The following is a 25,319-nucleotide window of genomic DNA, read 5'->3' as shown; positions in this document are numbered from 1 at the left end:
CGAAGGAAGGAGCCGATCGTGGCTGAACTGGTGATGGCCGCGGCGACCCCGCACAACCCACTGTTGTGGCGGGCGATGCGTGAACCGATGCCCGATGATCTCGCGGCGGTCGAGGCGAACTTCCGTCGCATCCGTGAAGCGATCACGGATGCCGGCGTCGACACGCTCATCGTGCTCGGCACCGACCACGTGCGGCAGTTCTTCTCCGACAACTCGCCCGCGTTCATCGTCGGCAAGGCCGCGTCGTACCACGGCACCTACGAGAACGAGGTGCGCACCTTCGGCATGGAGTACGCCGAACTGACTGGCAACCCGGAGCTGGCGACGCAGATCACCGGCCGCGAGGTGCTGCCCGAGACGATCGACTTCTCGGTCTCGCACGAGTGGCGGCTCGACCACAGCTTCGTGCTGCCGCTGCAGTACGTGCGTCCGGAGCTCGACCTGCCGATCGTGCCGATCCATGCGAACTCGATCCTGCCGCCGCTGCCGACCGCCGCGCGCTTCGCCGCTCTCGGACACCACCTGCGCACCGCGGTCGAGTCCTGGGACAGCGACGCCAGGGTGGGGCTGCTCACCTCCGGGCACATGGCAACGGATGTCGGGGGACCGCGCACCTTCAACGGCTCGCCCGATCCGGAGTTCGACGCCGAGGCGGTCGGGTGGATGCGCGACGGCGACCTCGACGGGGCGATCGCCGGGTGCCGGTTCGACCGGATCATGGCCGCCGGCAACGTCACGTATCAGTACGTGAACATCGTGGCCGCGCTCGCCGCGATGCAGGGGCGTCCGGCCGAACTCGCCGAGGCGACGACCTCGCGCTTCGCATCCAGTCCGTTCTTCCTCTGGAGGGCAGCATCGTGAGCCGGTACATGATGAACAAGTTCATCCGCGCCGTCGAGATGAGCACCGCGAACGTGAACGCCTACGTCGCCGACACCGAGGGCTTCGTCGACGCCTGGCTCGCCGGGGGAGCGGGGCCCGACGCCGTCGGCGACGACCGGGTGCTGACGCCCGAGGAGCGCACCGCCTTCGTGAACCGCGACTACGGCGCGCTGTACGGTCTCGGCGCGCACCCTTATCTGCTCTGGCACTTCACCGAAGCGGTCTACGAGCACGAGTACACCGAGGGCTTCGGATGGCGCGACCTCGTCGAGCGCTACCGTGCCGCGATCATCCCGCACGGCGAGGTCGACGACATCCCGTGAGCGGAGCCCTCGGCTAGCCGGTGAGGCCGAGTTCGGCGGCGCGGCGAGGATTGGCCGGCAGTGTCGGATCGATGTCGACCGACCGCGACCACCCTTTGTCTTCGACGGGCACGCCGCGGGAGACGAGCGTGCGGACGGCGTCGTCGACCCCGTCGACGAAGTCGCCGCCGACGTGCGATCCGGCGACGAGCGAGACGATCACTCGGGCGGTCTGCGGGTCGACCGCGCCGATCCAGGTGACGGCGACGCCCCGGGCGGACAGCGGACCGAGCCTGGTCGTGATCGCGGAGAGCCCGCTGCCGCCGATCAGCACATCGCCAACGACGGATCCGCGTCGGTGGAGGCGCTGCACCCCCGCGTTCGGGTCAGCGGCATCCGCGCGGAAATGGGCGGCCTGCATCGCGCGGTCGATCTCGAAGAGGGCGACGTCGACGGCATCCGACGGGATGCGGAACGTGCGGGCACCGTTGACCGCCCACCGCAGGCGCCGCGCATCCTCGGTCACCGCGGCCAGCCCTGAGCGAGCGAACGCTCGAGGTCGCGCAGTCCCGTTGACCACTCCTCCGCCAACTCTCCCGCGGCCTTGGCGATGGCGGCGAGCTCGCGCATCTGCGTCGTCCATCGGCTCTGCACTGCCGCGTAGGCCTCCTGCGCCTCTCCGCTCCAGCGGTGCGAGAGGTCGTCAGACATCGACTGCAACCGCGAGAGCGCCGCGCTGATCTCCGCACTGCCCGACGCGATCTCGGCTGCCAGTGCCGTGATCCTCGTGGGCTCGGCTTTGAGCACCGCCATCAGATCCGCCCCTCACGAGCCGCCATGTCGCGCAGCATCGCATCGATGCGGGCACCGCGGGCGGCGGTCTCCGCATGCAGGGCTCGCAGCTCCGCTCCGGGGTCGCGCGGATCCCCGGGCGCGGTGCGACGGAGAGCATCGACGAGCGCCTCCGACTGTCGGGCTCCGGTCTCCCGCACGAAGGTCGCCTCGACCGAGTCGTCTTCGCCGGACAGCACGGCCTCGCGGGTGGTGAGGTTCAAGTCGATCCGTCCCTGCAGCACCTGCCATTCGCGGCCCAGCGTGCCTGCACGTGCCTGCGCGGCGAAGGCCTCCTCGGCCTCCTCCGCTTCGCCAGGGGGGAAGAGGTCGTCGAGTTGTGGTCGGACCGCCGCGAGGCGTTCCTGCCAGGCGGCCGGGTCGTTCACCGATGTCATGCGTACTTCCTCGCGGTCTGGACGAGGACCTGGGCCAGATCCTCGAGGCGGAGAAGGTTCTCCACCAGCTGGGCGCGGGCCGTCACGACGCTCTCGATCACGTCGTAGATGATGTTGATGATGGAGTAGATCAGGCGGATCACGCCGAAGATCTTGGTCGCGGCGAGGGCGCCCTCTGCCGCTGCGACGATCCACCCGGCGATCGGGACGGTGGCCTCGAGTGCCATGCGGAGCAGGGTCTGCGAGAGCTGGTTGATCGCGAACCCGATGGTCGCCGCCGCGGTCTTCGACGCCAGCACCAGCTGCCCCACGAGGCCGGCGACCGTGTCGGCCACGCTGCCCAGGCCGAAGGCGCCGAGCCCGATCGCGGTCATCCCGCCCTGATAGGCGGTGCCGGCATCCCCCTCCCAGAAGGCCGCCGTCTCAGCGAGGCCGGCGCCGTTGTCGGAGATCGCCCGCATGGCTTCACCGACGTGCGACCACGCCTGCTGCACCTCCTCGATGCCCGTCCAGTCGCCGGCGAAGGGCTTCATGATGACGTCTTCGAGCAGGCTCATGCCGATGAGCTGCTCGATGAGCCAGTCGACACCGCCCAGGATCGGTCCCGCGCCCCACCGCATGTTCTCGATCTCGCTCTTCGCGGCGTTCGGGGCGACCAGCCACGACGATGCGTCCGATCGTTCGGTCACCGCGCCGCCGCCCGGCCATCCGCCCAGGCGCGAGGTCGCGTCGTCGTAGAGGCCGGTGATCCCGTCGGAGATCGCTCCCGGAGTCTGGATGATCTCCACGATCAGGTTGGGCTCCGCGCCGCCGTGGTCGGCGGGAGCGGAGGAACCCGCGGAGCCGAGCGTCGGCGAGGACGACAGCGGGCTCTGGTAGGGAGGGAGACCCTGCCCGATCTGCTGCATCAACTGTTGTGCGGCCTCGTAGGCCTGCTGCTCGTGGGCTTCGTACGAGCGCGCGGCATCATCGACCCGATTCGCCGCCAGCGAGCAGACCTGCCCGAACATCTCGGCCGCCTGCACTCCGAGCACGGCGACCATCAACGAGACGCCGGTGAACGGGAGCATGACGATGCCGGTGTCCGAGGGAGTGAGGACGCCGTAGCGCTGGATGTAGTCGGCGATGGCTCGCGTATGAGTGTCCTGCTGTCTCCGCAGCACTTGCGACGCGAGCGCCAGCTGACCGTATTCGACCTGCATGATGACCTCCGTGAGCGATTCTAGGCGTACGGTTGCGCCGGCTTCCTGCTGAGAATGCAGCGGCGTCGGGGCGCAGCGGATGCCCCGCGCTGGGGACGCGGGGCACCCACTCTTCCCGACCGCGTGGCGGTGGACGCCGGAGTGGGACCGGGACCTCGTCCGCCCTGCTCGACGCGGTGAGGCGCCGATGGCGCCGTGTCTCCTCCCTCCCGGACACGGCACCATCGGCGGTCGCGCTACGCCGTCGTGCGGCGGCGCAGCAGGCCGAGGCCGATCATCATCAGCAGGATGGCGGCGGCCGCCGGCAGATAGGCGGTCGCACCACCGGTGGTGGCCAGCACCGCGGCATCACCTGACGCGGTCGCCATACCAGCGGCGCTCACCGCGCCGCCTGCCGTCGAGCCGGTGGTCGGCTCCGAGCCGGGGCCCGTTCCCGGATCCGTCCCGGGGTCCGTTCCCGGGTCTGTTCCCGGGTCGGTTCCCGGGTCGGTTCCCGGGCCGGTTCCCGGGCCGGTGCCGGGATCGGTCACCGTCGCCTCGCCGATCACGGAGATGGCGTTTCCGCCCAGCGTGATCGGAAGGCTGATCGGCAGCCCCAGTTGGGTGCCGCCGAGGATGCCGTCGGTCCCGGTGGTGGTGTTGCCTCCGGTGGCGGGGGCGGTTCCTCCGGTGCCGGAGCCGGTGCGGGTGACGGTGGCGTCGTCGAGGACGGAGATCGCGTTGCCGGTCACGCCCACGGGGGCGGTGACGGGTGCGGTGATCTGGGTGCCGCCGAGGACGCTGTCGGTTCCGGTGGTGGTGTTGCCGCCGGTCGCGGGCGTGGCCGGTGCGGTGGTGCTCGTCCCCGCGGTGCGGGTGACGGTGGCGTCGTCGAGCAGCGAGATCGCGTTCCCCGACACCGTCACCGGTGCGGTGACGGGCGCAGTCGCCTGCGTGCCGCCGAGGATCGCGTCGTCGCCCGAGGTTCCCGCCGAGGTGGCGGGAGCGGGGGGAGTGGTCGAGCCGGCGGTGCCGGTTCCTGTCGACCTCGTGTCGCCGAGCAGCGAGATCGCGTTGCCCGACACCGTCACCGGTGCCGTGACGGGCGCGACGACCTGTGTGCCGCTGCCGATGCCGTCGTCACCCGATGTGGTCGCACCGACGGGAGCGGAGGATGCCGGTGCTGCGGCCCCCTGCCCGTTCGGCGCGGTGCTCTCGGTGTCACCGACCAGCGACACGGCGTTGCCCGTGACGGTGATGGGCGCGTTGACCGCGAGCAGCGCCTGGGTGCCCGAGAGCACGCCGTCCAGACCGTTCGTGGTCACGAGAGGCGCCCCGGCCGGTGTCCCGGCCTGGGGAGCCGGGCTCTGGGGAGTCGCAGCCGGGGCGCTGGTCGTCGACGTGTCGAGCACGCTGATGGCGTTGTTCGTCACGGTGACGGGGAGATTCACGGAGACCGAGGCCTGCGTGCCGGACGCCGTGCCCGAGTCACCGCTCGTCTGTGCGGGTGCGGGTGCGGGTGCGGGTGCGGGTGCGGGTGCCGGAGCGGGCGCGGGGGCAGGCGCGGTCGACACGGCGTCGCTCAGCACCGAGATCGCGTTGTTCACGACCGAGATCGGTGCGGTGATCGCTGTCTCCACCTGTGTGCCGGAGAGCAGGCCGTCGTCTCCGGTCGTCTCAGCCGCGTTCGCGGCCGTCGCACCGAGGAGCGTGATGCCCCCGGCGATGAGCGTGCCCCAGAGGGCTCGCTTGATGAAAGTACGCATGATCGTTCTCCTGACTGGATGGATCGTCTGATGGGTGCGCGCGATCACATGCGCGCGCAGCACGGCATCTGTCGTTCCCGGGGGAACGACGTGACGATCCGTCAGTCAGGAGAGACGTCGGTGTCGGCGACCGTCGACGAGGGAAGCTCGTCGTCGGAGGCGCCGGATGTCCGCTCGCCAGCACGGAGCGGAGAAAGGTTCGCGTCGTTGAGGCGCGCGGGGGATGCACCGCTCCCGCCGCCGGAACCGGCAGAGGAGGACGCGGGGACTGTGGTGCCGTACGGGCTCCCGGGCGGAGGTCCCGCAGGCACAGGGGTGGTGTCGTCGACGGCTCGGGTGGAGCCGTCGAGCGCGGAGAGTGAGCTCGACGGCGAAGATCCGGCCGAGGACGCAGCCGTCGATGAGGCCGGTGGAGTCGTCGCGGCGTTCTCCGTCGACAAGACGGCCGCCGTCGTCCCCCCGGGTTCGGCGATGCTCGCGGAACCCTCGCCGGGTTCCGGGACGGTCGGTGTCGTCGGGTTGAGCGCTTCGAGCACGGGCGGAACCGTCTCGTTCGTGACGTTCCCGAGAAGAGCAGTGGTGTCGTCGACCACGCCGACGACGTCACCCACCGCGGAGATCAGACCGAGGTCGGATGCGAGTCCGCCGACCACCGGGATGCCGGCGACCGCGTCGAGGATGGGATCCGTGATCTGCGAGACGGGCGCGCCGGTCAGCGTATCGGTGAGCGGGGTCACGACCGCCGTCGCGGTCTCCGTGACGGCGTGCACGACGGGTGCGACCGCCGGGCCGACGACCGGAGCGTTCACGATCGGCGTGGTCACGGTGGCGACCACGGCCGGCACCGCCTGCTGCACGGGTGCGACCACCTGGGTCACCACGGGGGCGACGACCTGAGTGACGATCGGGGTCACGGGGGCCGTGACAGCCGACACCGTGTTGCTGACGAGCGAGGTGAGCCCGTCGAGAGGACCGTCTTCCTGGTCGTCCGCATGTGCGGATCCGCCAGCGAGAAGAACGGTGAGCGTCGCCCAGGCGAGCACGCCGAGGCCACCCCAGAAGACGACGGCAGGTACGCCGCGTCGGGTGGCCCGAGCGTCCACGTCAACCTCCCCCTCCGAAGGCAACGTACGTCGACGCAGCTGCGTCGATTGGGGCTGACGATACTCGCGCGAGGGCACCGTGTCTAGGGGGTTATCCGCGCGTTTCCGGCGATGTCCGGATGTGACGCGCCCGGAGAAATCTCGGCTTGACTTTCCCCAAGTTCTACACATCCTCTCCCCGGAGAGGGCAACCTTCAACACCCGATTTAAACTGATTCTCATCCACAGGCTGGGGAAATGAAAAATACCTGATCATAACCGGTAAAAAAGTTTGGTTTCCTGGTCCTCCACGGGGTTATCCACACCCGTTGTGCACAGACACTCCGACTTTGTTCGCACGCTCTCCACAGAGTTATCCACAGGCCATCTTGCATGTGGAAACAGTCGCTCGTAGCGTGGGCGAGCGACCGAATGTCGGAGGCACCTGTTTTGCTGTTCAGGGTGGCGTGAGGGCCGAGTTCCGCACCGGCCCCGCCGTCGAAGCGTCTCATCAGGACATCGCATCGGAAACGTCGCATCGAAGGGAAGACTGTGTCGATCGCTGACATCTCAGAAGAGCGCATGGGCGCGAAGCGCGCACCCGAGCGCACGCCTCCCCACGACCTTCTCGCCGAACAGAGTGCGCTGGGCGGAATGCTCCTGTCGAAGGACGCGGTCGCCGATGTGATCGAGACGCTCAAGGGCGCCGACTTCTACATCCCGAAGCACGAGCTCATCTTCGAGGCCATCCTCTCGCTGTACTCGCACGGTGAGCCCACCGACGTCGTCGCCGTCACCGACGAGCTCATCAAGACCGGCGAACTCGGTCGCGCCGGCGGCGCCGACTACCTGCACACCCTGACCTCGATCGTCCCCACGGCCGCCAACGCGGGCTACTACGCCGGCATCGTCTCCGAGCGCGCGATCCTGCGCCGCCTCGTCGACGCCGGCACGCGCATCGTGCAGCTCGGATACGCCGGTGAGGGCGATGCGACCGACATCGTCAACAACGCGCAGGCCGAGATCTATTCGATCACCGGATCAGAGACCGCCGAAGACTACGTCCCGCTGCAGATCGCCGTCGACGCCGCGCTCGAGGAGATCGAAGCCGCCAGTGGCCGCGACGGATCGATGACCGGAGTGCCGACCGGCTTCAAAGAGCTCGACGAGCTGACCAACGGCCTGCACGGTGGGCAGATGATCGTCGTCGCCGCTCGACCAGCCATGGGTAAGTCCACGCTCGCGCTCGACTTCGCGCGTGCCGCATCCATCGGCCACAACCTCCCCTCCGTCTTCTTCTCCCTCGAGATGGGCAAGAGCGAGATCGCGATGCGTCTTCTCAGCGCCGAGGGCGCGATCCCGCTGCAGAACATGCGAAAGGGAAACCTCGACCCGCGCGACTGGACCACCGTCGCCGCGACCCGAGGGCGCATCAACGACGCCCCGCTCTACATCGACGACAGCCCGAACATGACGCTCGTCGAGATCCGCGCGAAGTGCCGTCGACTCAAGCAGCGTGAGGGCCTGCGCATGGTCATCATTGACTACCTGCAGCTCATGACGTCGGGCAAGCGGGTCGAGTCGCGTCAGCAAGAGGTCTCGGAGTTCTCGCGAAGCCTCAAGCTCATCGCCAAGGAACTGCAGGTTCCGGTCATCGCCCTGTCGCAACTGAACCGTGGTCCCGAGCAACGCACCGACAAGAAGCCCGCGATCAGCGACCTGCGGGAGTCGGGCTCGATCGAGCAGGACGCCGACATGGTCATCCTGCTGCACCGCGACTCGGTCTACGACAAAGACGTGCGTCCGGGCGAGGCCGACCTGATCGTCGCCAAGCACCGTAACGGTCCGACCGCGACCATCACCGTCGCGTTCCAGGGCCACTACTCGCGCTTCATGGACATGGCCCCCGGCGGCGACTTCAACTGAGCGTTGGGTCTCGGCTCACAGCGCAGCCAGGACGAGCGGCGTGAAGTCGATGGGGTCGACGACCTGGCCGCCCCGAGCCCCGGAGCCATTCGACCGCCGCGTGCAGGTCGTCGCCGATGTGTGTCAGCGAGTCGAAGCGGGTGGTGTGGAAGATCGGCAGTTCGCCGTCGTCGTCTCGGTCGCCGGTGTCCCAGGCGAGGTAGTCGCCGTTCTCGCTCGCCGTCGCCCAATCCGGCGGGAACAGGCGTGTAGATCAACCAGAGTCCGAACAGGCGGCCCCATCCGAACTCGCGCACGAACGAGATGTAGGAGGGTGGGAACCCCGCGCCGTCCGGAAGCCGGTGATGCTCGACCGCGTGCTCATCCACCTGTGGCGCAGCCGCTTCAGCGACCCTGAGGTTCCATCGCTGTCCGCGTTCCATCCCTGAAGGCTACCGACCGAAACGCATACGCTTACGCAACATCGGGTGCGGTGAGGTGGGCGTATGGCTCACTCCGCTCACTCTCGCCCGTCGTCCGGCCCGCGGGTACTCGTGGCGGGTCTCGCGATGCTGACGGTGATCGCCGTCACGCTGACGCCGCGCCGGTTCGCGGGGCCCGCTCGTGCGCTCTTCATGGACCTCGCCCATGTTTTCGCGGCACCGCTGGTCGAGCCGATGACCTTCATCGAGTTGGAGAGCACCCTCAACGCGTTGCTCTTCGTCCCGCTCGGAGCCGCGATGGCGATGGCGCTCAGCAGGCGGCTTTGGATCCTCGCGCCCCTGCTCGTGTTCGGTGCATCGTTCGCGATCGAACACGTGCAGGCGACCATCCCGGGACGTGTCCCCGACGCGCAGGACATCGTGTGGAACACGGTGGGCGGAGTCGTCGGCGCGGTGGCTGTGGGAATCGTGCGCGCGATCTGGGCGTCGTTCCGGCGGCGCTCCTGAGCCACGCGGCGCGTCCGGCGCCTATCGGGCGGCGTCGTGTCGTGGCGTGGTGTCGTCCCACCGGGGTGACGGGAGGTGCAGCAGCACCAGACCGATGCCGGCGATCACCGAGTTGCGGAAAGCGGGGTCGAGTCCGTTCCACGACGTGGAGCGCCACATCTGGAACCACTCGCCGCCGATCGAGATGAACCCGCCCACGAAGAGCAGGATGATCATGACCAGGCCGATCGACGACCACACGCGCGCGGCGTGGAAGCCGTGGCCGAGGAATCCGCGCACGAAGAACACGACCGCGACGATCAGGACGATCGCGCTGAGCGACTCCCAGAGGATCACCCCGATGTAGGCGATGTTCCACAGCACGGGGTTGTCGATCGCCCGCCACATCACGTCGGGGTCGAGGCCTTTTCCGGCCTCTTGGCCGAAGTTCGTGGTGTCCATGGCGAGCACATGCTGCACGAAGTCGAAGTTCGTGCCGTAGTCGGTGATGTTGCCGAGCGCCACGAGGAAGATGTAGAGCCCGTTTACGAGGACGAGAGCGGCCGCGGCGAAGGGCAGCGAGCCGAGAACGTGCCAACGAGGTGAGCGCTCCGGTGCGTCGGTCGTGGTCATGACCAGACAGTATCGGTCGCCGCATCCTGGCGTCGAGGGGTGAGGTCGACGCTGTGGATGGCGTCGGTGGCGCCGGATACCGTGGAGGTCGGTGATCGTGAGCGGACGGTGAGGGGAGAGCCATGGCGAACGACTCCGGGAGCGATGCGCGCATCCGAGACGGATACGCCGCGCGCGCCGTCGAGTACACGGCCCTGTTCGGCGACATCGGGCAGATGGACGACGTCGACCGCGAGCGCATCGGACGCTGGGCGGACGGCGTCGACGGTCGCGTTCTCGATGCCGGATGCGGCCCCGGGCACTGGACCGCCTTCCTCGTCGATCGAGGAGTCGACGCCGAGGGCATCGACCTCGTGCCGGAGTTCATCGCCGATGCCTCCGCACGTTTCCCCCAGGTTCCGTATCGGGTGGCATCGCTGACCGACGCCGACGTGCCGGCAGGCTCACTCGGTGGCGTGCTGGCGTGGTACTCGCTGATCCATGCGAGTCCGGATGAACTGCTTCTCCTGCTCACCGCCGCTCGACGCACGCTCCGCGAGGGCGGGCGCCTGCTGATCGGCTTCTTCGACGGGCCGGACGGCGAGGCCTTCCCCCACGCCGTCACCACGGCGCACTTCTGGTCGGTGACGGGGATGACGGCGCTGCTCGAGCGCACGGGCTTCGCCATGATCGACAGCGAGGCGCGGGTGCAGGACGGGCGGCGCCCGCACGCATCGATCAGCGTGGTCGCGATCTGATCGAAGCGTGCGGACGTGCGGTGTCGATCAGGCGAGACTGCGGAAGAACTTCCGGATGTCCTCGGCGAGAAGCTCCGGCTCCTCCATCGCCGGGAAGTGACCGCCCTCGGTGAACTCGCTCCAGTGGCTGATCGCACCTGTCGGATCCATCGTGCGCCGAATCAGCGGATGGGCGTCGAAGACAGCCCAGCCGGCCGGTACCCCCGCGGGCATGGCGAAGTCGAGCTCGGCGTGCTCCGACTCGTAGAAGAACTGTGCGACGGAAGCGCCACTGCGGGTGAACCAGTACAGGCTGACATTCGTCAGGAGCTGGTCGCGGTCCACCTCCGGTGCCAGGAACCCCTCATCGGTCCTGCGCTTGAACTTCTCGACGATCCACGCGAGCTGGGCGATGGGCGAGTCCGTGAGCGCCGGACCGATCGTGTCCGGTCGATGGTTGTGCATGCCGATGTAGCCGCGCTCCGCAGCGCGTGCGGTGTGTGCCGTCTCGAGCTGGGCGAGATCTTCGTCGGATAGGCCGTCGGGGGCGGGGAACATGTCACCGACCAACCCGAGCCACACGCGGTCGCTGGCGAAGTGCGTGCCGATGACGCGTTCCGGATGCACCGCGGCGAGTCTGCCGATGATGCCGGTGCCGACATCGCTGCCATGGGCCGCGAACCGGTCGTAGCCGAAGCGCGTCATGATCTCGGCGTAGGCCTCCGCCGTCCGTGCGAGGTCCCACCCGGTACTGGACAGCGGGTTCGAGAAGCCCAGGCCGGGCAGCGATGGGATGACCACGTGGAACTCGTCGGTCAGCAACGGGATCAGTCGCTGGTACTCGACGAACGACGCCGGCCAGCTGTCGCTGAGGAGCAGCGGCGTGGACTGCGGGGTCGCCGACCGCGCGTGGAGCACGTGGAACGTCTGGCCGTCGATGACCGTCGTGAACTGCTCGTGCATGTTGAGGGTCGCCTCCTGCGCCCGCCAGTCGAAGCCTTCGCGCCAATACTCGGCGAGATCCTTCAGATACGGGAGCGGGATGCCGCGTCGGAAGTCGGTGCGCTCCTCGCGTCCGGGAACGGGAAGCGGCCACCGTGTACGGGTCAGGCGATCGTGAAGGTCATCGACGGCGCCGTGCGGGATGTCGATGCGAAAAGGGGTGAGGGAGGTGTTCTGGGTCATACTGTTCACGCTCGCAGGCAATGCGGAAGACCAGCTTCCGCATTTGCTGAGAGGATCAGACATGCTCGAGACTTCGGCCCGTCTGCTGGAACTGCTGTCGTTGCTTCAGCTCAGACGAGACTGGACCAGTTCCGCATTGTCCGACCGACTGGGTGTGAGCACGAGGACCGTGCGCGCCGACATCGGCAAGCTGCGTTCGCTCGGCTATCCGGTGAACGCGCGTCCCGGCGTCGCCGGCGGGTATCGGCTGGCCGCGGGGACGGCGATGCCTCCACTGCTGCTCGACGATGACGAAGCCGTCGCCGTCGCGGTCGGGCTGGGGGCGGCGGCGACCTGGCGGCTCGGCGTCGAAGAGACCTCTCTCACCGCCCTCGCCAAGCTGGAACAGGTGATGCCCGCCCGCCTCCGCCGCCGTGTCGACGCGATCCGGAAGGCGACCAGCGTGGTTCCCGGGGCCGAACCCCCACTCGATCTCGCAGCACTCAGCACGGTCGCCTCCGCGATCCGCGGTCACGAACGGCTCCGCTTCGGCTACACGAAGCCGGGTGGCAGCGAAGAGCCGCGGCATACCGAACCGCAGCGGCTGGTGAGCTGGGGGCCGGTCTGGTACCTGCTCGCCTGGGACCTCGATCGAGACGACTGGCGCATCTTCCGCGTCGATCGCATGGTTCCGCGGACGCCGACCGGGGTGCGCTTCCGGCCCCGCGCGATCCCGGAGGGCGACGTCGTCGAGTACGTCGTGCGTCGTGTCACGGAGACCTCCACTTCGTGAAGCTCAGGCGGGAGCACCCGGCAGGCGGAAGGTCGTCCGGGGGATGTCGTCGACGAACCGGTGCGCCAGCGCGAAGGCCTGCTCCTCGGTCAGCCGGTGCTCGGCGACGAGAGTGGCCAGGTAGCCGGCGTCGAGTCGTCGGGACATGTCGTGGCGAGCGGGGATGGAGCAGAAGGCCCGGGTGTCGTCGACGAACCCGCTCGTCTTGGTGAACCCGGCGCTGTCCGTCACCGACCTCCGGTAGCGGGAGATGGCGTCGGGGGTGTCGAGGAACCACCACGGCGCACCGGCGTAGACCGACGGGTAGAAGCCGGCGAGCGGCCCGATCTCCCGGCTGAACGCGGTCTCGTCGACCGTGAACAGCACCATCCGGAACGTCTCGTTCGTTCCGAAGTCGTTGAGGATCGGGGTGAGCGGCCGCGTGAACGCGGCGACATCCGGCAGGTCGTGTCCGCTGTCCGGGCCGAACTGCGCGAGCGTGTCGCGGTGGTGGTTGCGGATCACACCGGGGTGCAGTTGCATGACGAGTCCGTCCTCGGACGACATCTCGGCCAGCCGGTACAGCATGTTGCGGCGGTAGGCCGTCGCGTCTTCCGCGGTGACGTCCCCCCGGAGCCCGGCAGCATGGATGCGCTCTGCGTCGGCACTCGTGAGCGGCTGCGAGCCGGCATCGAGCACGCCGGTGTCGGTGGCCGTGCCGCCCGCCGCCCGGAATGCAGCCCGCCGGCGGCGCAGGGCGTCGAGCAGCCCGGCGTAGTTCGCCGCATCGGTGCCGGCAGCTTCCGACAGCTCGGCGATCGCTGCGGGCCACCCCGCGGCAGACGGGTCCATGTAGCGGTCGGCGCGGAACGTCGGCAGTACGTGCCCCCGGAAAGACGGATCGTCGCGCAGTCGGGCGTGGGCGGAGAGATCGTCGGCGGGGTCGTCGGTCGTCGCGAGCACCTCGATGCCGAACCGGTCGAACAGGGCCCGCGGGTGGAAGGAGGGGGTCTGCAGCTGCGTGTCGATGTGGGCGTACAGCTCGTCGGCGTTAGCGGCGCTCGGCTGTTCGGTCACCTCGAACACCTCGGACAGCGACGACTCGAACCAGTAGCGCACCGGCGTTCCGAGGAAGACGTCCCAATTCGCGCAGAACGCCCTCCAGACCTCCTGCGGGTCGGCGGGTGCGGCCCCGCGGCCCAGTGCGCCGAGGGGAACGCCGACGGCATGGAGCAGACGCAGCACGTAGTGGTCGGGCGTGATCAGCAGCGTCGCGGGGTCGGGGAAGGGCTCGTCGTCGGCGAGCAGCGCGGCATCGACGTGCCCGTGCGGCGACAGGATCGGCGCCGCGGCAACGGCGTCGTACAGCCGTCTGGCGAGTTCGCGCACGCCCGGATCGGCGGGGAGGAGTCGGTCGGCGTGCGGGCTGAGCACAGTGCTCATGAGTCTCCTCCAGGGGTACGGCGGGGTGCGGAGCCGGTCGACTCGCGCACGGTCAGGTGGGTGGGCAGTGCGGCGATGTGCCGTCGGTTGAGCGCGCCCGCGCCGATGCGCTCGCTCTGCAGGCGGTCGAGCAGCATCGAAACGGACAGGCGTGCGGCCTGTTCGATCGGAGCGGTGAGGGTCGTCAGCGGCGGGTTGCAGAAGTCGGCGCCGAAGATGTCGTCGCAGCCGACGATGCTCATGTCCTCCGGAACGCGCACGCCGCGTTCCTTGAGCCGGATCAGCATGCCGATCGCGAGGAGGTCGTTGAACGCCACGCAGGCGGTGGCGCCGGTGTTCAGCGCGGCGTCCGCCGCCGCCGCTCCCGCCTTCGTGCGGGGCTGGTACGGACCCACCTTCGTGTGTTCGATCCCCAGGCGTTCGCACGCGGCCGCCACGGCCCGCCAGCGGAGATTGCTCGCCCAGCTGGTCGGAGGGCCCGCCACGTAGCAGATGCGTCGATGGCCCAGGGAGGCGAGGTGCTCGACGGCCTGATCGAACCCGAGCGGCGTATCGATGAACACCGATGGCACTCCGGGCACCGCCCGGTTCAGGGCGACGAGGGGGAGCTCGGCGCTGAGCTCGGCCAGCCGCTCGTCGGACAGGCGGGACGCGGTCAGGATCGCCCCGTCATAGGAGCTGCGCAGCTCTTCGAGGGTGCTCTCCTCCATCTCGGGCGACTCCTCGGTGTGCACCAGGATCTGCGAGTAGCCCGCCACACGCAGGGCCTGCTGGGTACCGCGGATGATCCCGAAGTAGAACGGGTTCGTGACGTCGGACACCAGCACGGCCACCATGCGGGTCGACGGCGTCGATGCGGTGCCGGATGCGGCTGTGGGCGTGTAGCCGAGGTCCTTCGCGATGCGGATGATGCGGTCGCGGGTGTCGGGGTTGCCACGGCCGGGGACGGCGAGGGCGCGCGAGGCCGTGGAGATCGCGACGCCGGCGGCATCGGCCACATCGGCGAGCGTCGGCCGATGCGAAGGCGGTGTGGGGGGCGACATGGGGCAACAGAATCACAGGATGGCAATTACTGGCAATGGATTGCTAACAATTGCCACGCTTGCCTACCTTGGCGAAGACGCAGTCACGTCCACTCACTGTCTCGAAGGAGAGTTCAATGAAGTCTCGACCCCTGATCGCCCTCGGGGCGATGGCCGCAGCAGCGATCGTGCTGACCGCATGCTCGGGATCCACCGCCGGCACGGACGACGGCGACGCCGGTGGCACCGTCGACGGGACCGGCCAGACCCTCACGGTGATGATGGCCGCGAACGGTCTCTACCCCGAGCAGCAGAAGGAGTGGTTCCAGAAGGTCTCGGATGCCTTCGAGGAGAAGACCGGAGCCAAGGTCGAGTTCGAGACCTTCGCGAGTGCCAACGACGAGCTGACGAAGATCCAGACGTCCGTGCTCTCCGGTCAGGGCCCCGACGTGTACGGACTCGGCACCACCTTCACCCCGACCGCGTACGCGACCGGCGCCTTCGTGAAGCTCACCGACGCCGACTGGGACAAGGTGGGGGGACGCGACCGCTTCGTGCCGTCGACCCTGGGCATCTCCGGCCCGAGCGAGAAGGATGAGATCGCCGTTCCGTTCGTGAGCCGCCCGTTCGTGATGGCCTACAACACCGAGCTCCTCGCCGCTGCCGGCATCGACGAGCCGCCCACGACGTGGGACGAGCTGACCGCCGCCGCTGCGAAGATCGAATCCGGAGACGTGCACGGTCTCGCGATCGGATACGCCGACAGCTTCGACCCCTGGAAGTTCGTCTGGGGCATGAGCGTGCAGGCGGGCAATCCGCTGATCGATGTCGACGCCAAGAAGGCGGAGATCGACGATCCCGCCGTGGCCGCCGCCTACGACACCTACTTCGGCTGGTACCAGGACGGACTCGTCGACCCGGCAGCCATCGGGTGGAAGAACGCCCAGGCCGTCGCCGCCTTCGCCGAGGGCAAGGCCGCCTTCCTCCCCATGACCTCGGCGAACTCGAAGCCCACGTTCGCGGACTCTCCCGTCGCCGACTCCTACGCCTACGCCCTCCTTCCGACCATCCCGCCGGGGGAGACCGAGCTGCCCAAGGGTGGAGAGGAAGCGGCCAGCATCCTCTCGGGAGACAACCTCGTCGTCGCCCAGTACTCGCCGAACCAGGACCTCGCGTTCGCGTTCATCGAGATGCTCACCAGCACCGAATCGCAGCTCGACTACTTCGACACGTTCGGCGAGCTGCCGACGGGCGTGGAGGCGGCGGCCCAGGTCGAGAAGGACAACCCCGATCTGAGCGCCAACGTGCAGGCCGCCTCGCAGTCTGTCGCCACTCCGTTCACGGGCGCCTGGGGCGACACGCAGCTCGCGCTGACCAACGTCGTCGTGCAGTCGCTGCCCGCGCTGCAGGGGGGAACGCTCAGTGAGAGCGACATCGCCGCTGCGATCGCCGAGGCTCAGGCGAGCTCGCAGTCGGCGCTCGACAAGTCCAAGTAACGACGCGAGGACCCGCACATGGCGATCGCCACCGATACGCGTCGGACACGCACCGACGACACCCCGCCGAGCGAGCGGCCCCGCCCGCTGTGGATGCTGCTCCCCGGCGGGGTGCTGATGACACTGCTGATCCTGGTGCCGCTGCTGCTGGCCTTCTGGATCTCGATGCTCGATCTCGACCAGTACACGATCAGGCAGTGGCTGCAGGCGCCGTTCGTGGGCCTCGGCAACTTCGTCGAGGCGTTCTCCACCTCTCCGCTGCTGCGCGGCATCTGGTTGAGCGTGAGCTACGCGCTGATCGTGTCGGTGGCGGCGATTCCCCTCGGCGTCACGGCGGCCCTGGCCACGCAGAACGCGTTCCGTGGCCGCGGGCTGGTGCGCTCGGTGTACCTGATCCCGTACATCCTCCCCGCGTTCGTCGTGGCGACGGTCTTCCGGGCGATGTTCCAGCCCGAGGGAGTGGTGGACGAGACCTTCGGCGTCTTCGGTGTCGATCCGGGACTGTGGCTGAACGGACCGCAGAGCTACTGGACCCTGGTGATCACGCAGCTCTGGGTGAGCTGGCCGTTCGTGTACCTGCTGACCCTCGCCGGTCTCCAGGCGGTGGACGCGGAGGTGCACGAGGCAGCGGCGCTCGACGGCGCCGGGTGGGGGATCAAGCTGCGCAAGGTGATCCTGCCGTATCTGCGCGGATCGATCCTGCTGGCCTTCATCCTCACGTTCCTGCACAGCATCAACGCCTTCACGATGCCGTTCGTGCTCTTCGGGATCCCGGCTCCCGTCGACGTCGAGGTCCTGCCGGTCCTCACCTACGTCACGGCGTTCCAGAGCTTCCGGTTCGGTCTCTCGGCGGCGATGGCGGTCGCCTCTCTCGCAATCGTCGCGATCCCCCTGTTCGTCTACCTGCGCGCTGTGCGCCTCGACACCGGAGAGGACGCGAAGCGATGAGCGTCACCACCACGATCGCACAGGTCAACCCGCGCCGAAGCCGCCCGGGCGGTCACAGCCAGGTCGATCGCCTGCTGCCGCGTCCGCTTCTCGTGGCCGCGAACGTCGTCCTGTGCCTGCTGGTCTTCGGGCCGGTCTCGTACATGCTGTTCGCCTCGATCAACGCCGACGTCGCGGTCGCCGGCGGTGCGTACTGGCCGACCGAGCTGCGCCTCGACAACTACATCAAGGTCTGGCGCAGTGTCGATCTCGCCGGAGGTCTGGCCAACAGCCTGCTGATCTGCGGAGCGGTCGCGGTGGTCTGCGCGGCGGTGGCCGTGTCGATGGCGTGGGTGCTGGTGCGGTTCACCTTCATCGGACGCGTCACGATCCTTCGGGGTCTGCTCGGCCTGCAGTCGGTTCCCGGAACCCTCATGCTGCTGCCGGTGTTCGTGATGTTCTCGACGCTGTCGTCGGTGCTGCGCATCCCCACGATCGGCACGCACTGGTCGGTGTTCGTCACCTACCTCACCTTCGCGCTGCCGTTCTCGACCTGGGTGATGGTGACGTACATCCGCGGGCTGCCGCGCGAACTCGAAGAGGCCGCCCGCATCGACGGCGCCTCCAACTTCCGCGTCCTCACCCGCATCGTGCTGCCGCTGAGCTGGCCCGGGATCGTGGTCTCCGCGATCTTCGCTTTCCTGCAGGGCTGGAACGACGTGCTGTTCGCCTCGGTCATGACCAACCGCGACAGCCGGACCGCCGCGGTGGCCCTGCAGATCTTCGGCGCGACGCAGGAGACGGGGGCGGTGCCGCTGTACGGACAGATGATGGCGGCCTCGCTCATCTGCGCCATCCCCGTCGTCGTGCTGTATCTCGTGTTCCAGCGTTATCTCGTAGGCGGTCTCACCGCAGGAGGAGTGAAATGACCCCGTGGAAGCTCTCAGGATTCGGTGACGAGATCGATCCCGATCCGGCCGTGCAGATCGCCGTGCTCCAGGCGCTCGGCGCGCAGCACATCGAGGTGCGCAGCGCCTGGGGGGTGAACATCGTCGATCTCGATGAGTCTCAGCTCACGCAGCTCTCGGCCGTCGTGCGCGAACGCGGCATGGCGGTCTCGGCGGTCGCCTCGCCGATCGGCAAGGTCGATGTGTCCTTGCCGGTGGAGCACGAGGTCGGTCGACTGCAGCGGGCGATCCGTGCGGCCGACGTTCTGGAGACCCCGTATATCCGCATCTTCTCGTTCTTCCGCGACGAGAACCTCTCGGCCGAAGACATCCGCGACGACGTGCTCGTGCGCATGGCGGCGCTCGCTCGCACCGCCGAGGCGGCCGGGGTCACCCTCGTGCACGAGAACGAGAAGGACATCTACGGCGACATCCCCGCGCGCGTGCTCGACGTGATCGAGTCGGTCGGATCGGACCGGCTGCGCATCGCCTGGGACAACGCCAACTTCGTGCAGGTCGGCGTCCGTCCGTTCACCGACGGCTACGCCATGCTGCGACCGCACCTCGAGTATCTGCAGCTGAAGGATGCGCTCGCCGCGACCGGCGAGGTGGTCCCGGTGGGCGAGGGCGACGGCGAGCTGCGCGAGACCCTCACCGCCCTGCGCGACGACGGCTATGCGGGGTTCGCCTCGCTCGAACCGCACCTCGCCGACGTCAACGCCCTCGGCGGGTTCTCGGGACCTGCGGCCTTCGGCCGCGCCGGCCGGGCCCTGCGTACCCTCACGGACGAGATCGGAGTGACCCTCTCATGACCGACGCAATCCTCGACGTCGCCATCGTCGGATGCGGCATCATCGGCGTCAATCATGCCCGAGCGATCGCGAGCACTCCCGGCCTGCGCATCGTCGCCGTCGTCGATGAGGTGCCGGCGGCGACCGCACGGCTGGCCGCCCTCGTCGTCGACGAGCTGGGCGGCGCGCGACCGTCGGCCCACACCGAGATCGCATCGATCCCCGATGACGTCGCTGTGGTCGTGATCTGCACTCCGAGCGGCTCGCATGTCGAGCTCGCCGAACGGGCGGTCGCGCGTGGGATGCACGTGGTGCTGGAGAAGCCCCTCGACGTGTCGATGGAGCGCGGTCGTCGCCTGGCGGAGATCGCCAGGGAGGCGGAGACGCGCGGCATCCGGATCTCGGTGATCAGCCAGCATCGCTTCGACCCCGGTGCGGTGGCCGTCGCCGACGCCGCCCACTCGGGACGCCTGGGGCGGATCACGAGCGCGGTCGCCTCGGTGCCCTGGTGGCGCTCGCAGGAGTACTACGACTCGGGCGCCTGGCGAGGCACCTGGGAGCTCGACGGCGGAGGGGCCGTCATGAACCAGGGCGTGCACACCGTCGATCTGCTGCTGTGGTTCCTCGGCATGCCGGTCGAGGTGTTCGCCCACACCGCGCTGCTCGCGCACGAGCGGGTCGAGGTCGAAGACGTCGCCGTGGCCACGGTGCGCTTCGAATCGGGGGCGCTCGCCGTGCTGCACGCCACGACCGCGGCCTTCCCCGAGCAGCCGGTGCGGCTGGCCGTGCACGGTGCGCAGGGGACCGGCATCATCGAGAACGACCAACTCGCCCGGCTGTGGCTCGACGGCGAGCCGACCGACCGCAGTGCCGACTGGGTGCCGGAGGGGCATCGACTCGGCGACGACCGGAATCCGCAGGCGTTCGCCGAGGGACACGCCCGTCAGTATGCAGACATCGTCGAGAGCATCCGCGACGGGCGGGCCTCCCGCGTCGGGGTGCCCGAGGCGCTGCGCGCGCTCGCCGTCGTGCGCGGCATCTACGTCTCGGCGACCACCGGCTCCCCGGTGCGCATCGCCGACCTGATCGACGGCACCGTCGACGACACGAACGTGCGGACAGGAGGCATCGCATGAAGTTCTCGGTGTTCACCGCGGCGACCCCCGACTGGGAGCCCGCGGAGGCGGCCCGCCGCATCGCCGCGATCGGCTACGACGGCGTCGAGTGGCGCATCACCGACCAGGACGAGGCGGACCCGCCCGGATTCTGGGCCGGGAACCGCGCGACCTGGCCGCTCACCGGGCTCGAGGGGGCGGTCTCCGAGATCGCCCGCATCACTCGCGAGGCCGGGCTGGAGTTCAGCGGCATCGGCGGCTACGCGCTCGCACCCGACCGGGACGACGTGCTGCGCACGCTCCGGGCGACGGCAGACCTCGGTGCGCGTCAGGTGCGCGTGCGCATCCCCTTCAACGACGCCGAGGACTATCGCACGGTGTTCGCGCAGACCAGGGACGACCTGGAGTGGGCAGCGGACGAGGCGGGGGAACTCGGCGTGAAGGTGCTCGTCGAGCTGCACCATCAGACGATCTCGTCATCGGCTTCTGCCGCTCTCCGCCTGGTCGACGGTATCGATCCGCGCACCATCGGCGTGATCCACGACCTCGGCAACCTCGTGATCGAAGGGCAGGAGGACACTCGCGCCGGCCTGCAGCTTCTGGGTGAGTACCTCGCTCACGTGCACGTGAAGAACGCGGTCTGGCAGCGCACCGGGCAGACCGGGCTCGATGGAGATGTGCGCTGGGAGTCGGTGTGGGCGCCACTGCGCGAGGGCATCGCCAGTGTGCCGGACTACTTCCGCGCGCTCGCCGAGGTCGGGTACGACGGCTGGGTGACGCTGGAGGACTTCTCGACGGAGGCTCCGCTGGAAGAGCGACTTATCGACGACCTCGCCTTCCTCCGCGCGTCTGCCGGCGCCGCGGGCCTCGGATCGTGACCGGGCCGGCGCGCACGCAGCATCCCCCGCTCCGTGCCGCTCATCTGGGCCTGGGAGCCTTTCACCGCGCCCATCAGGCCTGGTATACCCAGCAGGCGAACGACCGCGCAGGCGCGGACGACGGCTGGGGCATCGCCGCCTTCACCGGACGCACCCCCGAGGCCGCGGAGCTGCTGTCACGGAACGACGGCGTGTACACGGTGCTGGAGCGTTCGGCCGAGGGGGATCGGGCAACGACCGTGCAGTCGATCGTGCGCGCGGTTCCCGGATCGGATGAGCGTGCCTGGCTCGACGTGCTCGCCGATCCGCAGGTCGCCGTGCTGACCGTCACCGTCACCGAGGCGGGATACTCCGCCGGTTCCGGGGTGCCCGGGCGCATCGCCGACGGCCTCGTCGCTCGGGCGGATGCCGGTGCCGGTCCCATCGCGGTCGTGAGCTGCGACAACCTGCCGGGGAACGGCCGGGTGCTGCGCGACGCGGTGCGCAACGCCGCCGGTGCCGAAGCCGGGCGCATCGCGGACATCGCGTCGTTCGTCGACACCGTGGTCGACCGGATCACCCCGGCCGTCACGGCGGCCGACATCGACGCCGTGCGGAAGCTCACCGGCGTCGACGACCCCTCCGCCGTGGTGACCGAGCCGTTCACGGAATGGATCCTCGCGGGTGGGTTCCCGGGTGGTGCCCCCGACTGGGCGCAGGGCGGAGCACGAATCGTGGACGATGTCGGGCCGTACGAGGAGCGCAAGCTCTACCTGCTCAACGCCGGACACAGCTTCCTCGCGGCCGCCGGTCGGCTGCGAGGATACGAGACGATCGCCGAGGCGTTCGACGACCGCGACCTCCGTGGCGACACCGAGGCGCTGTGGGCAGCCCAGCGCACGGCGGTCGATCTGCCCGCCGCAGAGCTCGACGCCTGGCTCGAAGACTTGCGCATCCGCTTCGCGAACCCGCGCATCGCCCATCGGCTCGACCAGATCCGCCGCGACAGCCCGATCAAGGTGGCGCTGCGGCTCGTGGCTCCCGTGCGCCGGCGGCGTGAGGACGGCCTCGCCGTCGACGGAGCACAGGTGCACGCCCTGGAGACCTGGATCCGCTCGCTCCTCGAACTCGACCCGACCGACGAGGCGACGGTCGCGGTCGCCCGCACCATCTCGGCCCTGCCCGAGACCGACCGCACGCGCACCGTCATCGACCACCTGACTCCCGAAGGGACCCTCGCATGAGCATCGACAAGGCTGAGGTCATCGTCACCAGCCCCGACCGGAACTTCGTCACCCTCAAGCTCACGACGGCCGACGGCATCTCGGGCCTCGGCGACGCGACCCTCAACGGGCGTGAGCTCGCGGTCGTCGCGTACCTCACCGAGCACGTCGTCCCGCTGCTGATCGGCGCCGACGAGGACCGCATCGAAGACACCTGGCAGTTCCTCTACCGGAGCGCGTACTGGCGGCGCGGCCCCGTCACGATGGCTGCGGTCGCTGCGGTCGACATGGCGCTGTGGGACATCAAAGGCAAGAAGGCGGGGATGCCCGTCTACCAGCTGCTGGGCGGCGCATCGCGCACCGGCCTGCTCGCCTACGGTCATGCCTCGGGCAAGGAGCTGCCCGAGCTCTTCGATTCCGTGCGCGCGCACCTCGATCAGGGGTATCGGGCGATCCGCATCCAGACGGGCGTCCCCGGCCTCAAGGCCATCTACGGCATCGCCTCGCAGGCCCGAGACGCCGGGGGAGGAGAAGCCCGCTATGACCACGAACCGGCCCGCCGAGGTGCGAAGCCGGTCGAGGAGGACTGGGACACCCGCGCCTATCTGCACCACCTGCCGGGGGTGTTCGAGGCGGTGCGCAACGAGTTCGGCCCCGACATCCCCCTGCTGCACGACGGACACCACCGGATGACGCCCATCCAGGCGGCGAAGCTCGGCAAGGCACTCGAACCGTACGACCTCTTCTGGCTCGAGGACTGCACCCCCGCCGAGAACCAGGAGGCGCTGCGGCTGGTGCGCCAGCACACGACCACGCCTCTTGCGATCGGCGAGATCTTCAACACCGTCTGGGACTTCAAGGACATCATCCGCGATCAGCTCATCGACTACGTCCGCGGCGCGGTCACCCACATGGGCGGCATCAGCCCGCTGAAGAAGACGCTCGACTACGCGGCGATGTACCAGATCAAGTCGGGCATGCACGGGCCCACCGACATCTCGCCGGTCGGCATGGCGGCGGCGATGCACCTCGGTCTCGCCATCCACAACTTCGGCATCCAGGAGTACATGCAGCATGGCTCACGCACCGACCAGGTGTTCCAGCAGTCCTTCACCTGGCGCGAAGGACTGCTGCACCCCGGCGACAAGCCGGGCCTGGGCGTCGAGCTCGACGTCGACGAGGCCGGCAAGTACCCGTACGAGCGGGCCTATCTGCCGTACAACCGGCTGGCGGACGGAACGGTGCACGACTGGTGACCACCGCGCGTCGGCCGATCGTCGTCATGGGGGTGTCCGGGGTGGGCAAGACCACGGTGGGTCGGGAACTCGCACGCCGGATGGGTGTCGCGTTCATCGATGCGGATGATCTGCACGGACCGGCGAACATCGCGAAGATGGCAGCCGGAACCCCACTCGACGACGACGACCGATGGCCGTGGCTCGACCGGGTGGGGGCGGCGCTCGCCGCGGACCCGGCGGTCGTCATCGCGTGCTCGGCGTTGAAGCGCAGCTACCGTGATCGGCTGCGAGCCTCGGCCCCGGCGGCCGTCTTCGTGCATCTCGACGCGCCGATCGAGCGGGTCGCCGCGCAGGCGACCGCTCGCCGCGACCATTTCATGCCGCCGGCGCTGCTGGCGTCGCAGCTGCAGACGCTGGAGCCGCTCGGGGCGGACGAGCAGGGGCTCACGGTGACGGTGGATGCCGCGCCCGAAGAGCTCGTGGAACGCATCTGCCGGAGCACGAACGAGCTATTTCTCCGGTAGCCGGTAGGCGGACACCAGCATGACTGATGAGTCGGTCACCGCATCCTTCGTCCACGTGGAGTACCGTCCCGCAGGTGCGAAACCGGCAGCCCTTGCCATGATGTCGAGTTCAATAGGTGTGAGTAGGTGGTTCTGTTCGGCGAAAGTCATCGTGCCCCCGGGCATCACCATCGAGCGAACAAGAAGCAACCGCATCGCGATGGCATCGACATTGACGATGTCCATGAGGATCTTGTCTCCCCGACCCACCGGAGCGAACTGGTATCGGCGTCGTTCGCCGCGAAGGTACGGATATGGGGAGGCAGTCTCTAACAACAGGTGTCCGCCGGGCTTGAGGTTGGCGGCGGCGTTCAGGAACACCCGCTGCCGCCGCTGATCGTCGAGCACCATGGGAAGCGTGTTGTTCAGGCACACGACCAAGTCGAACTGGTTGGTTCCTGACACTTCCGTGAAGTCTCCACGAACAAGTGTGATGCGATCTTCGACGTCCTTCGCGCGTAACTCGGTGAGCATCGCTTCAGAGATGTCCACACCGACGACCTCGTAGCCCGCGAGCGCAAGCGGAAGAGCGGTCCGGCCTGTTCCGACGCCGAAGTCCAGGACGCTGGCGGCGGGGGACCGTAGCTCAGATACGAACTTCACCATCTCTGGGATATCTGCAGGCGGATAGAGAAGGTCATAGTAGGAACTGACCGCGTCGCCGTAAAGGCTTTCGTTCTCTGAAATCTCAGGAGTCATACGGGATGCACCGCCGATGCGAAGAGGGGAACCAGACTGTGATGGTTGTCGTCGGTGCCGCTGCTGTTGACGACCATGAATTGGATGTGTGTGACACCTGGCTGTCTGCCGTGCGCCGTAGCAATGTTGAGTAGTACGGCGTAGGCGAAGGATCCGGTGACCTTTTCTGGAGAGTCGTGCTCACCCAACTGCCGTTTGATGTCGCCAATGGCATCAAGCATGACCTTCTCAAGTCGGCGGTTCGGGTGATACAGCATGTGAGTCCATCTCCGCGGTTCGTACATCGCAACGTGCCGCCAGCTACTGGGCCCTGCCGAAGCTGTGACACGGACGACGAGCTCCGCGTCCAAGGTGCCCGGAATAGGGCCGAAAAAGGTCCATAGCGGGAGCCATGCTCCGTACTTGTCGAATCTTGACGTGACTCGCCGAAACTGCTT

At 68.5% G+C, this 25,319-nt stretch carries 27 protein-coding genes; 15 read left to right on the top strand and 12 right to left on the bottom strand.

The window, feature by feature from the left end; genetic code table 11:
• Positions 1–18: 18 nt before the first annotated feature.
• Positions 19–861 carry a hypothetical protein gene (locus ACIQLD_RS11450; RefSeq protein WP_402608114.1) on the top strand — a complete coding sequence of 281 codons (843 nt, stop codon included), beginning with the start codon at positions 19–21 and terminating at the stop codon, positions 859–861.
• A complete protein-coding gene (locus ACIQLD_RS11445; protein ID WP_402608113.1) occupies positions 858–1,205 on the top strand; it encodes a hypothetical protein in 348 nt (115 codons plus the stop codon). Before ACIQLD_RS11450 ends, ACIQLD_RS11445 begins: the two co-directional genes overlap by 4 nt.
• 13 nt (positions 1,206–1,218) lie before the next feature.
• Here the strand turns inward: ACIQLD_RS11445 and ACIQLD_RS11440 are convergent, their stop codons facing one another.
• The 6 genes from ACIQLD_RS11440 to ACIQLD_RS11415 all read right to left on the bottom strand — a co-directional run bounded on the left by ACIQLD_RS11440 (position 1,219) and on the right by ACIQLD_RS11415 (position 6,463).
• On the bottom strand, positions 1,219–1,710 hold the full coding sequence (locus ACIQLD_RS11440; protein WP_402608112.1) for a hypothetical protein: 492 nt from the start codon (positions 1,708–1,710) through the stop codon (positions 1,219–1,221).
• Positions 1,707–1,997 (bottom strand): WXG100 family type VII secretion target, encoded by a 291-nt coding sequence (locus tag ACIQLD_RS11435; protein WP_402608111.1) that lies wholly within the window; start codon positions 1,995–1,997, stop codon positions 1,707–1,709. Before ACIQLD_RS11435 ends, ACIQLD_RS11440 begins: the two co-directional genes overlap by 4 nt.
• Positions 1,997–2,413, bottom strand: coding sequence for a hypothetical protein (locus ACIQLD_RS11430; RefSeq protein ID WP_402608110.1), 417 nt, complete (start codon positions 2,411–2,413; stop codon positions 1,997–1,999). Before ACIQLD_RS11430 ends, ACIQLD_RS11435 begins: the two co-directional genes overlap by 1 nt.
• Complete coding sequence (locus ACIQLD_RS11425) at positions 2,410–3,615, bottom strand: hypothetical protein (protein WP_402608109.1); 1,206 nt, start codon at positions 3,613–3,615, stop codon at positions 2,410–2,412. The genes ACIQLD_RS11430 and ACIQLD_RS11425 overlap by 4 nt, the downstream gene beginning before the upstream one ends.
• Before the next feature lie 236 nt (positions 3,616–3,851).
• The gene (locus ACIQLD_RS11420; protein WP_402608108.1) at positions 3,852–5,360 is read right to left on the bottom strand and encodes a hypothetical protein; all 1,509 of its coding nucleotides are present in this window, start codon (positions 5,358–5,360) and stop codon (positions 3,852–3,854) included.
• A 101-nt stretch (positions 5,361–5,461) separates the two neighbouring features.
• A complete protein-coding gene (locus tag ACIQLD_RS11415; protein WP_402608107.1) occupies positions 5,462–6,463 on the bottom strand; it encodes a hypothetical protein in 1,002 nt (333 codons plus the stop codon).
• Between the two features lie 531 nt (positions 6,464–6,994).
• On the opposite strand from ACIQLD_RS11415, the gene dnaB reads away from it, so the two are divergent.
• Both dnaB and ACIQLD_RS11405 read left to right on the top strand, forming a co-directional pair.
• Positions 6,995–8,368 carry a replicative DNA helicase gene (gene dnaB, locus ACIQLD_RS11410; protein ID WP_017829839.1) on the top strand — a complete coding sequence of 458 codons (1,374 nt, stop codon included), beginning with the start codon at positions 6,995–6,997 and terminating at the stop codon, positions 8,366–8,368.
• A 485-nt stretch (positions 8,369–8,853) separates the two neighbouring features.
• Positions 8,854–9,297: a VanZ family protein gene (locus ACIQLD_RS11405; protein WP_402608106.1), complete on the top strand. Its 444-nt coding sequence runs from the start codon at positions 8,854–8,856 to the stop codon at positions 9,295–9,297.
• Between the two features lie 21 nt (positions 9,298–9,318).
• On the opposite strand, the gene ACIQLD_RS11400 is transcribed toward ACIQLD_RS11405, so the two are convergent.
• Positions 9,319–9,909, bottom strand: a complete 591-nt coding sequence (locus ACIQLD_RS11400; RefSeq protein WP_402608105.1) for a DUF2165 domain-containing protein — start codon at positions 9,907–9,909, stop codon at positions 9,319–9,321.
• A 122-nt stretch (positions 9,910–10,031) separates the two neighbouring features.
• Here ACIQLD_RS11400 and ACIQLD_RS11395 point away from each other — a divergent pair, with 122 nt between their 5' ends.
• On the top strand, positions 10,032–10,646 hold the full coding sequence (locus tag ACIQLD_RS11395; RefSeq protein WP_402608104.1) for a class I SAM-dependent methyltransferase: 615 nt from the start codon (positions 10,032–10,034) through the stop codon (positions 10,644–10,646).
• A 27-nt stretch (positions 10,647–10,673) separates the two neighbouring features.
• Here ACIQLD_RS11395 and ACIQLD_RS11390 read toward each other — a convergent pair whose 3' ends face one another.
• On the bottom strand, positions 10,674–11,810 hold the full coding sequence (locus ACIQLD_RS11390) for an epoxide hydrolase family protein (RefSeq protein ID WP_402608103.1): 1,137 nt from the start codon (positions 11,808–11,810) through the stop codon (positions 10,674–10,676).
• Between the two features lie 61 nt (positions 11,811–11,871).
• On the opposite strand from ACIQLD_RS11390, the gene ACIQLD_RS11385 reads away from it, so the two are divergent.
• Complete coding sequence (locus tag ACIQLD_RS11385; protein ID WP_402608102.1) at positions 11,872–12,582, top strand: helix-turn-helix transcriptional regulator; 711 nt, start codon at positions 11,872–11,874, stop codon at positions 12,580–12,582.
• A gap of 3 nt (positions 12,583–12,585) precedes the next feature.
• Here the strand turns inward: ACIQLD_RS11385 and uxaC are convergent, their stop codons facing one another.
• Together uxaC and ACIQLD_RS11375 are read right to left on the bottom strand one after the other, a co-directional pair.
• Entirely contained in the window at positions 12,586–14,004 is a 1,419-nt protein-coding gene (gene uxaC, locus ACIQLD_RS11380; RefSeq protein WP_402608101.1) for a glucuronate isomerase, read from the bottom strand.
• Positions 14,001–15,047 (bottom strand): LacI family DNA-binding transcriptional regulator, encoded by a 1,047-nt coding sequence (locus ACIQLD_RS11375; protein WP_402608100.1) that lies wholly within the window; start codon positions 15,045–15,047, stop codon positions 14,001–14,003. The genes uxaC and ACIQLD_RS11375 overlap by 4 nt, the downstream gene beginning before the upstream one ends.
• 116 nt (positions 15,048–15,163) lie before the next feature.
• Between ACIQLD_RS11375 and ACIQLD_RS11370 the strand changes: the two genes are divergently transcribed.
• Genes ACIQLD_RS11370 through ACIQLD_RS11330 form a run of 9 tightly spaced genes read left to right on the top strand, consistent with a single transcriptional unit; the run spans position 15,164 to position 24,144 of the window.
• Positions 15,164–16,522, top strand: coding sequence for an ABC transporter substrate-binding protein (locus ACIQLD_RS11370; protein ID WP_402608099.1), 1,359 nt, complete (start codon positions 15,164–15,166; stop codon positions 16,520–16,522).
• Between the two features lie 18 nt (positions 16,523–16,540).
• Entirely contained in the window at positions 16,541–17,470 is a 930-nt protein-coding gene (locus ACIQLD_RS11365; RefSeq protein WP_402608098.1) for a carbohydrate ABC transporter permease, read from the top strand.
• Positions 17,467–18,378 carry a carbohydrate ABC transporter permease gene (locus ACIQLD_RS11360; RefSeq protein WP_021199441.1) on the top strand — a complete coding sequence of 304 codons (912 nt, stop codon included), beginning with the start codon at positions 17,467–17,469 and terminating at the stop codon, positions 18,376–18,378. The genes ACIQLD_RS11365 and ACIQLD_RS11360 overlap by 4 nt, the downstream gene beginning before the upstream one ends.
• Positions 18,375–19,208: a sugar phosphate isomerase/epimerase family protein gene (locus ACIQLD_RS11355; protein ID WP_402608097.1), complete on the top strand. Its 834-nt coding sequence runs from the start codon at positions 18,375–18,377 to the stop codon at positions 19,206–19,208. Before ACIQLD_RS11360 ends, ACIQLD_RS11355 begins: the two co-directional genes overlap by 4 nt.
• A complete protein-coding gene (locus ACIQLD_RS11350) occupies positions 19,205–20,323 on the top strand; it encodes a Gfo/Idh/MocA family protein (protein ID WP_402608096.1) in 1,119 nt (372 codons plus the stop codon). The genes ACIQLD_RS11355 and ACIQLD_RS11350 overlap by 4 nt, the downstream gene beginning before the upstream one ends.
• Complete coding sequence (locus tag ACIQLD_RS11345; RefSeq protein ID WP_402608095.1) at positions 20,320–21,180, top strand: sugar phosphate isomerase/epimerase family protein; 861 nt, start codon at positions 20,320–20,322, stop codon at positions 21,178–21,180. Before ACIQLD_RS11350 ends, ACIQLD_RS11345 begins: the two co-directional genes overlap by 4 nt.
• The gene (locus ACIQLD_RS11340; RefSeq protein WP_402608094.1) at positions 21,177–22,403 is read left to right on the top strand and encodes a mannitol dehydrogenase family protein; all 1,227 of its coding nucleotides are present in this window, start codon (positions 21,177–21,179) and stop codon (positions 22,401–22,403) included. Before ACIQLD_RS11345 ends, ACIQLD_RS11340 begins: the two co-directional genes overlap by 4 nt.
• Complete coding sequence (manD, locus tag ACIQLD_RS11335; protein WP_402608093.1) at positions 22,400–23,638, top strand: D-mannonate dehydratase ManD; 1,239 nt, start codon at positions 22,400–22,402, stop codon at positions 23,636–23,638. The genes ACIQLD_RS11340 and manD overlap by 4 nt, the downstream gene beginning before the upstream one ends.
• Complete coding sequence (locus tag ACIQLD_RS11330; RefSeq protein WP_402608092.1) at positions 23,635–24,144, top strand: gluconokinase; 510 nt, start codon at positions 23,635–23,637, stop codon at positions 24,142–24,144. The genes manD and ACIQLD_RS11330 overlap by 4 nt, the downstream gene beginning before the upstream one ends.
• Here the strand turns inward: ACIQLD_RS11330 and ACIQLD_RS11325 are convergent.
• Positions 24,130–24,882 carry a class I SAM-dependent methyltransferase gene (locus tag ACIQLD_RS11325; protein WP_402608091.1) on the bottom strand — a complete coding sequence of 251 codons (753 nt, stop codon included), beginning with the start codon at positions 24,880–24,882 and terminating at the stop codon, positions 24,130–24,132. The genes ACIQLD_RS11330 and ACIQLD_RS11325 overlap by 15 nt on opposite strands.
• Positions 24,879–25,139: a hypothetical protein gene (locus ACIQLD_RS11320; RefSeq protein ID WP_402608090.1), complete on the bottom strand. Its 261-nt coding sequence runs from the start codon at positions 25,137–25,139 to the stop codon at positions 24,879–24,881. The genes ACIQLD_RS11325 and ACIQLD_RS11320 overlap by 4 nt, the downstream gene beginning before the upstream one ends.
• Positions 25,140–25,319 lie beyond the last annotated feature (180 nt).

The sequence above is a fragment of the Microbacterium sp. NPDC091662 genome, assembly GCF_044756705.1.
Classification (GTDB): Bacteria; Actinomycetota; Actinomycetes; order Actinomycetales; family Microbacteriaceae; genus Microbacterium.
This window is presented reverse-complemented; position numbering and strand designations above follow the sequence as displayed.

Coding starts and splice junctions, on each gene's coding strand:
- ACIQLD_RS11365 (WP_402608098.1), top strand. CDS start 16,541: ATGGCGATCGCCACCGATACGCGTCGGACACGCACCGACGACACCCCG.
- ACIQLD_RS11355 (WP_402608097.1), top strand. CDS start 18,375: ATGACCCCGTGGAAGCTCTCAGGATTCGGTGACGAGATCGATCCCGAT.
- ACIQLD_RS11425 (WP_402608109.1), bottom strand. CDS start 3,615: ATGCAGGTCGAATACGGTCAGCTGGCGCTCGCGTCGCAAGTGCTGCGG.
- ACIQLD_RS11325 (WP_402608091.1), bottom strand. CDS start 24,882: ATGACTCCTGAGATTTCAGAGAACGAAAGCCTTTACGGCGACGCGGTC.
- ACIQLD_RS11350 (WP_402608096.1), top strand. CDS start 19,205: ATGACCGACGCAATCCTCGACGTCGCCATCGTCGGATGCGGCATCATC.
- ACIQLD_RS11405 (WP_402608106.1), top strand. CDS start 8,854: ATGGCTCACTCCGCTCACTCTCGCCCGTCGTCCGGCCCGCGGGTACTC.
- uxaC (WP_402608101.1), bottom strand. CDS start 14,004: ATGAGCACTGTGCTCAGCCCGCACGCCGACCGACTCCTCCCCGCCGAT.
- ACIQLD_RS11435 (WP_402608111.1), bottom strand. CDS start 1,997: ATGGCGGTGCTCAAAGCCGAGCCCACGAGGATCACGGCACTGGCAGCC.
- ACIQLD_RS11375 (WP_402608100.1), bottom strand. CDS start 15,047: ATGTCGCCCCCCACACCGCCTTCGCATCGGCCGACGCTCGCCGATGTG.
- ACIQLD_RS11345 (WP_402608095.1), top strand. CDS start 20,320: ATGAAGTTCTCGGTGTTCACCGCGGCGACCCCCGACTGGGAGCCCGCG.
- ACIQLD_RS11360 (WP_021199441.1), top strand. CDS start 17,467: ATGAGCGTCACCACCACGATCGCACAGGTCAACCCGCGCCGAAGCCGC.
- manD (WP_402608093.1), top strand. CDS start 22,400: ATGAGCATCGACAAGGCTGAGGTCATCGTCACCAGCCCCGACCGGAAC.
- ACIQLD_RS11385 (WP_402608102.1), top strand. CDS start 11,872: ATGCTCGAGACTTCGGCCCGTCTGCTGGAACTGCTGTCGTTGCTTCAG.
- ACIQLD_RS11400 (WP_402608105.1), bottom strand. CDS start 9,909: ATGACCACGACCGACGCACCGGAGCGCTCACCTCGTTGGCACGTTCTC.
- ACIQLD_RS11420 (WP_402608108.1), bottom strand. CDS start 5,360: ATGCGTACTTTCATCAAGCGAGCCCTCTGGGGCACGCTCATCGCCGGG.
- ACIQLD_RS11370 (WP_402608099.1), top strand. CDS start 15,164: ATGAAGTCTCGACCCCTGATCGCCCTCGGGGCGATGGCCGCAGCAGCG.
- ACIQLD_RS11395 (WP_402608104.1), top strand. CDS start 10,032: ATGGCGAACGACTCCGGGAGCGATGCGCGCATCCGAGACGGATACGCC.
- ACIQLD_RS11430 (WP_402608110.1), bottom strand. CDS start 2,413: ATGACATCGGTGAACGACCCGGCCGCCTGGCAGGAACGCCTCGCGGCG.
- ACIQLD_RS11390 (WP_402608103.1), bottom strand. CDS start 11,810: ATGACCCAGAACACCTCCCTCACCCCTTTTCGCATCGACATCCCGCAC.
- ACIQLD_RS11320 (WP_402608090.1), bottom strand. CDS start 25,139: ATGCTGTATCACCCGAACCGCCGACTTGAGAAGGTCATGCTTGATGCC.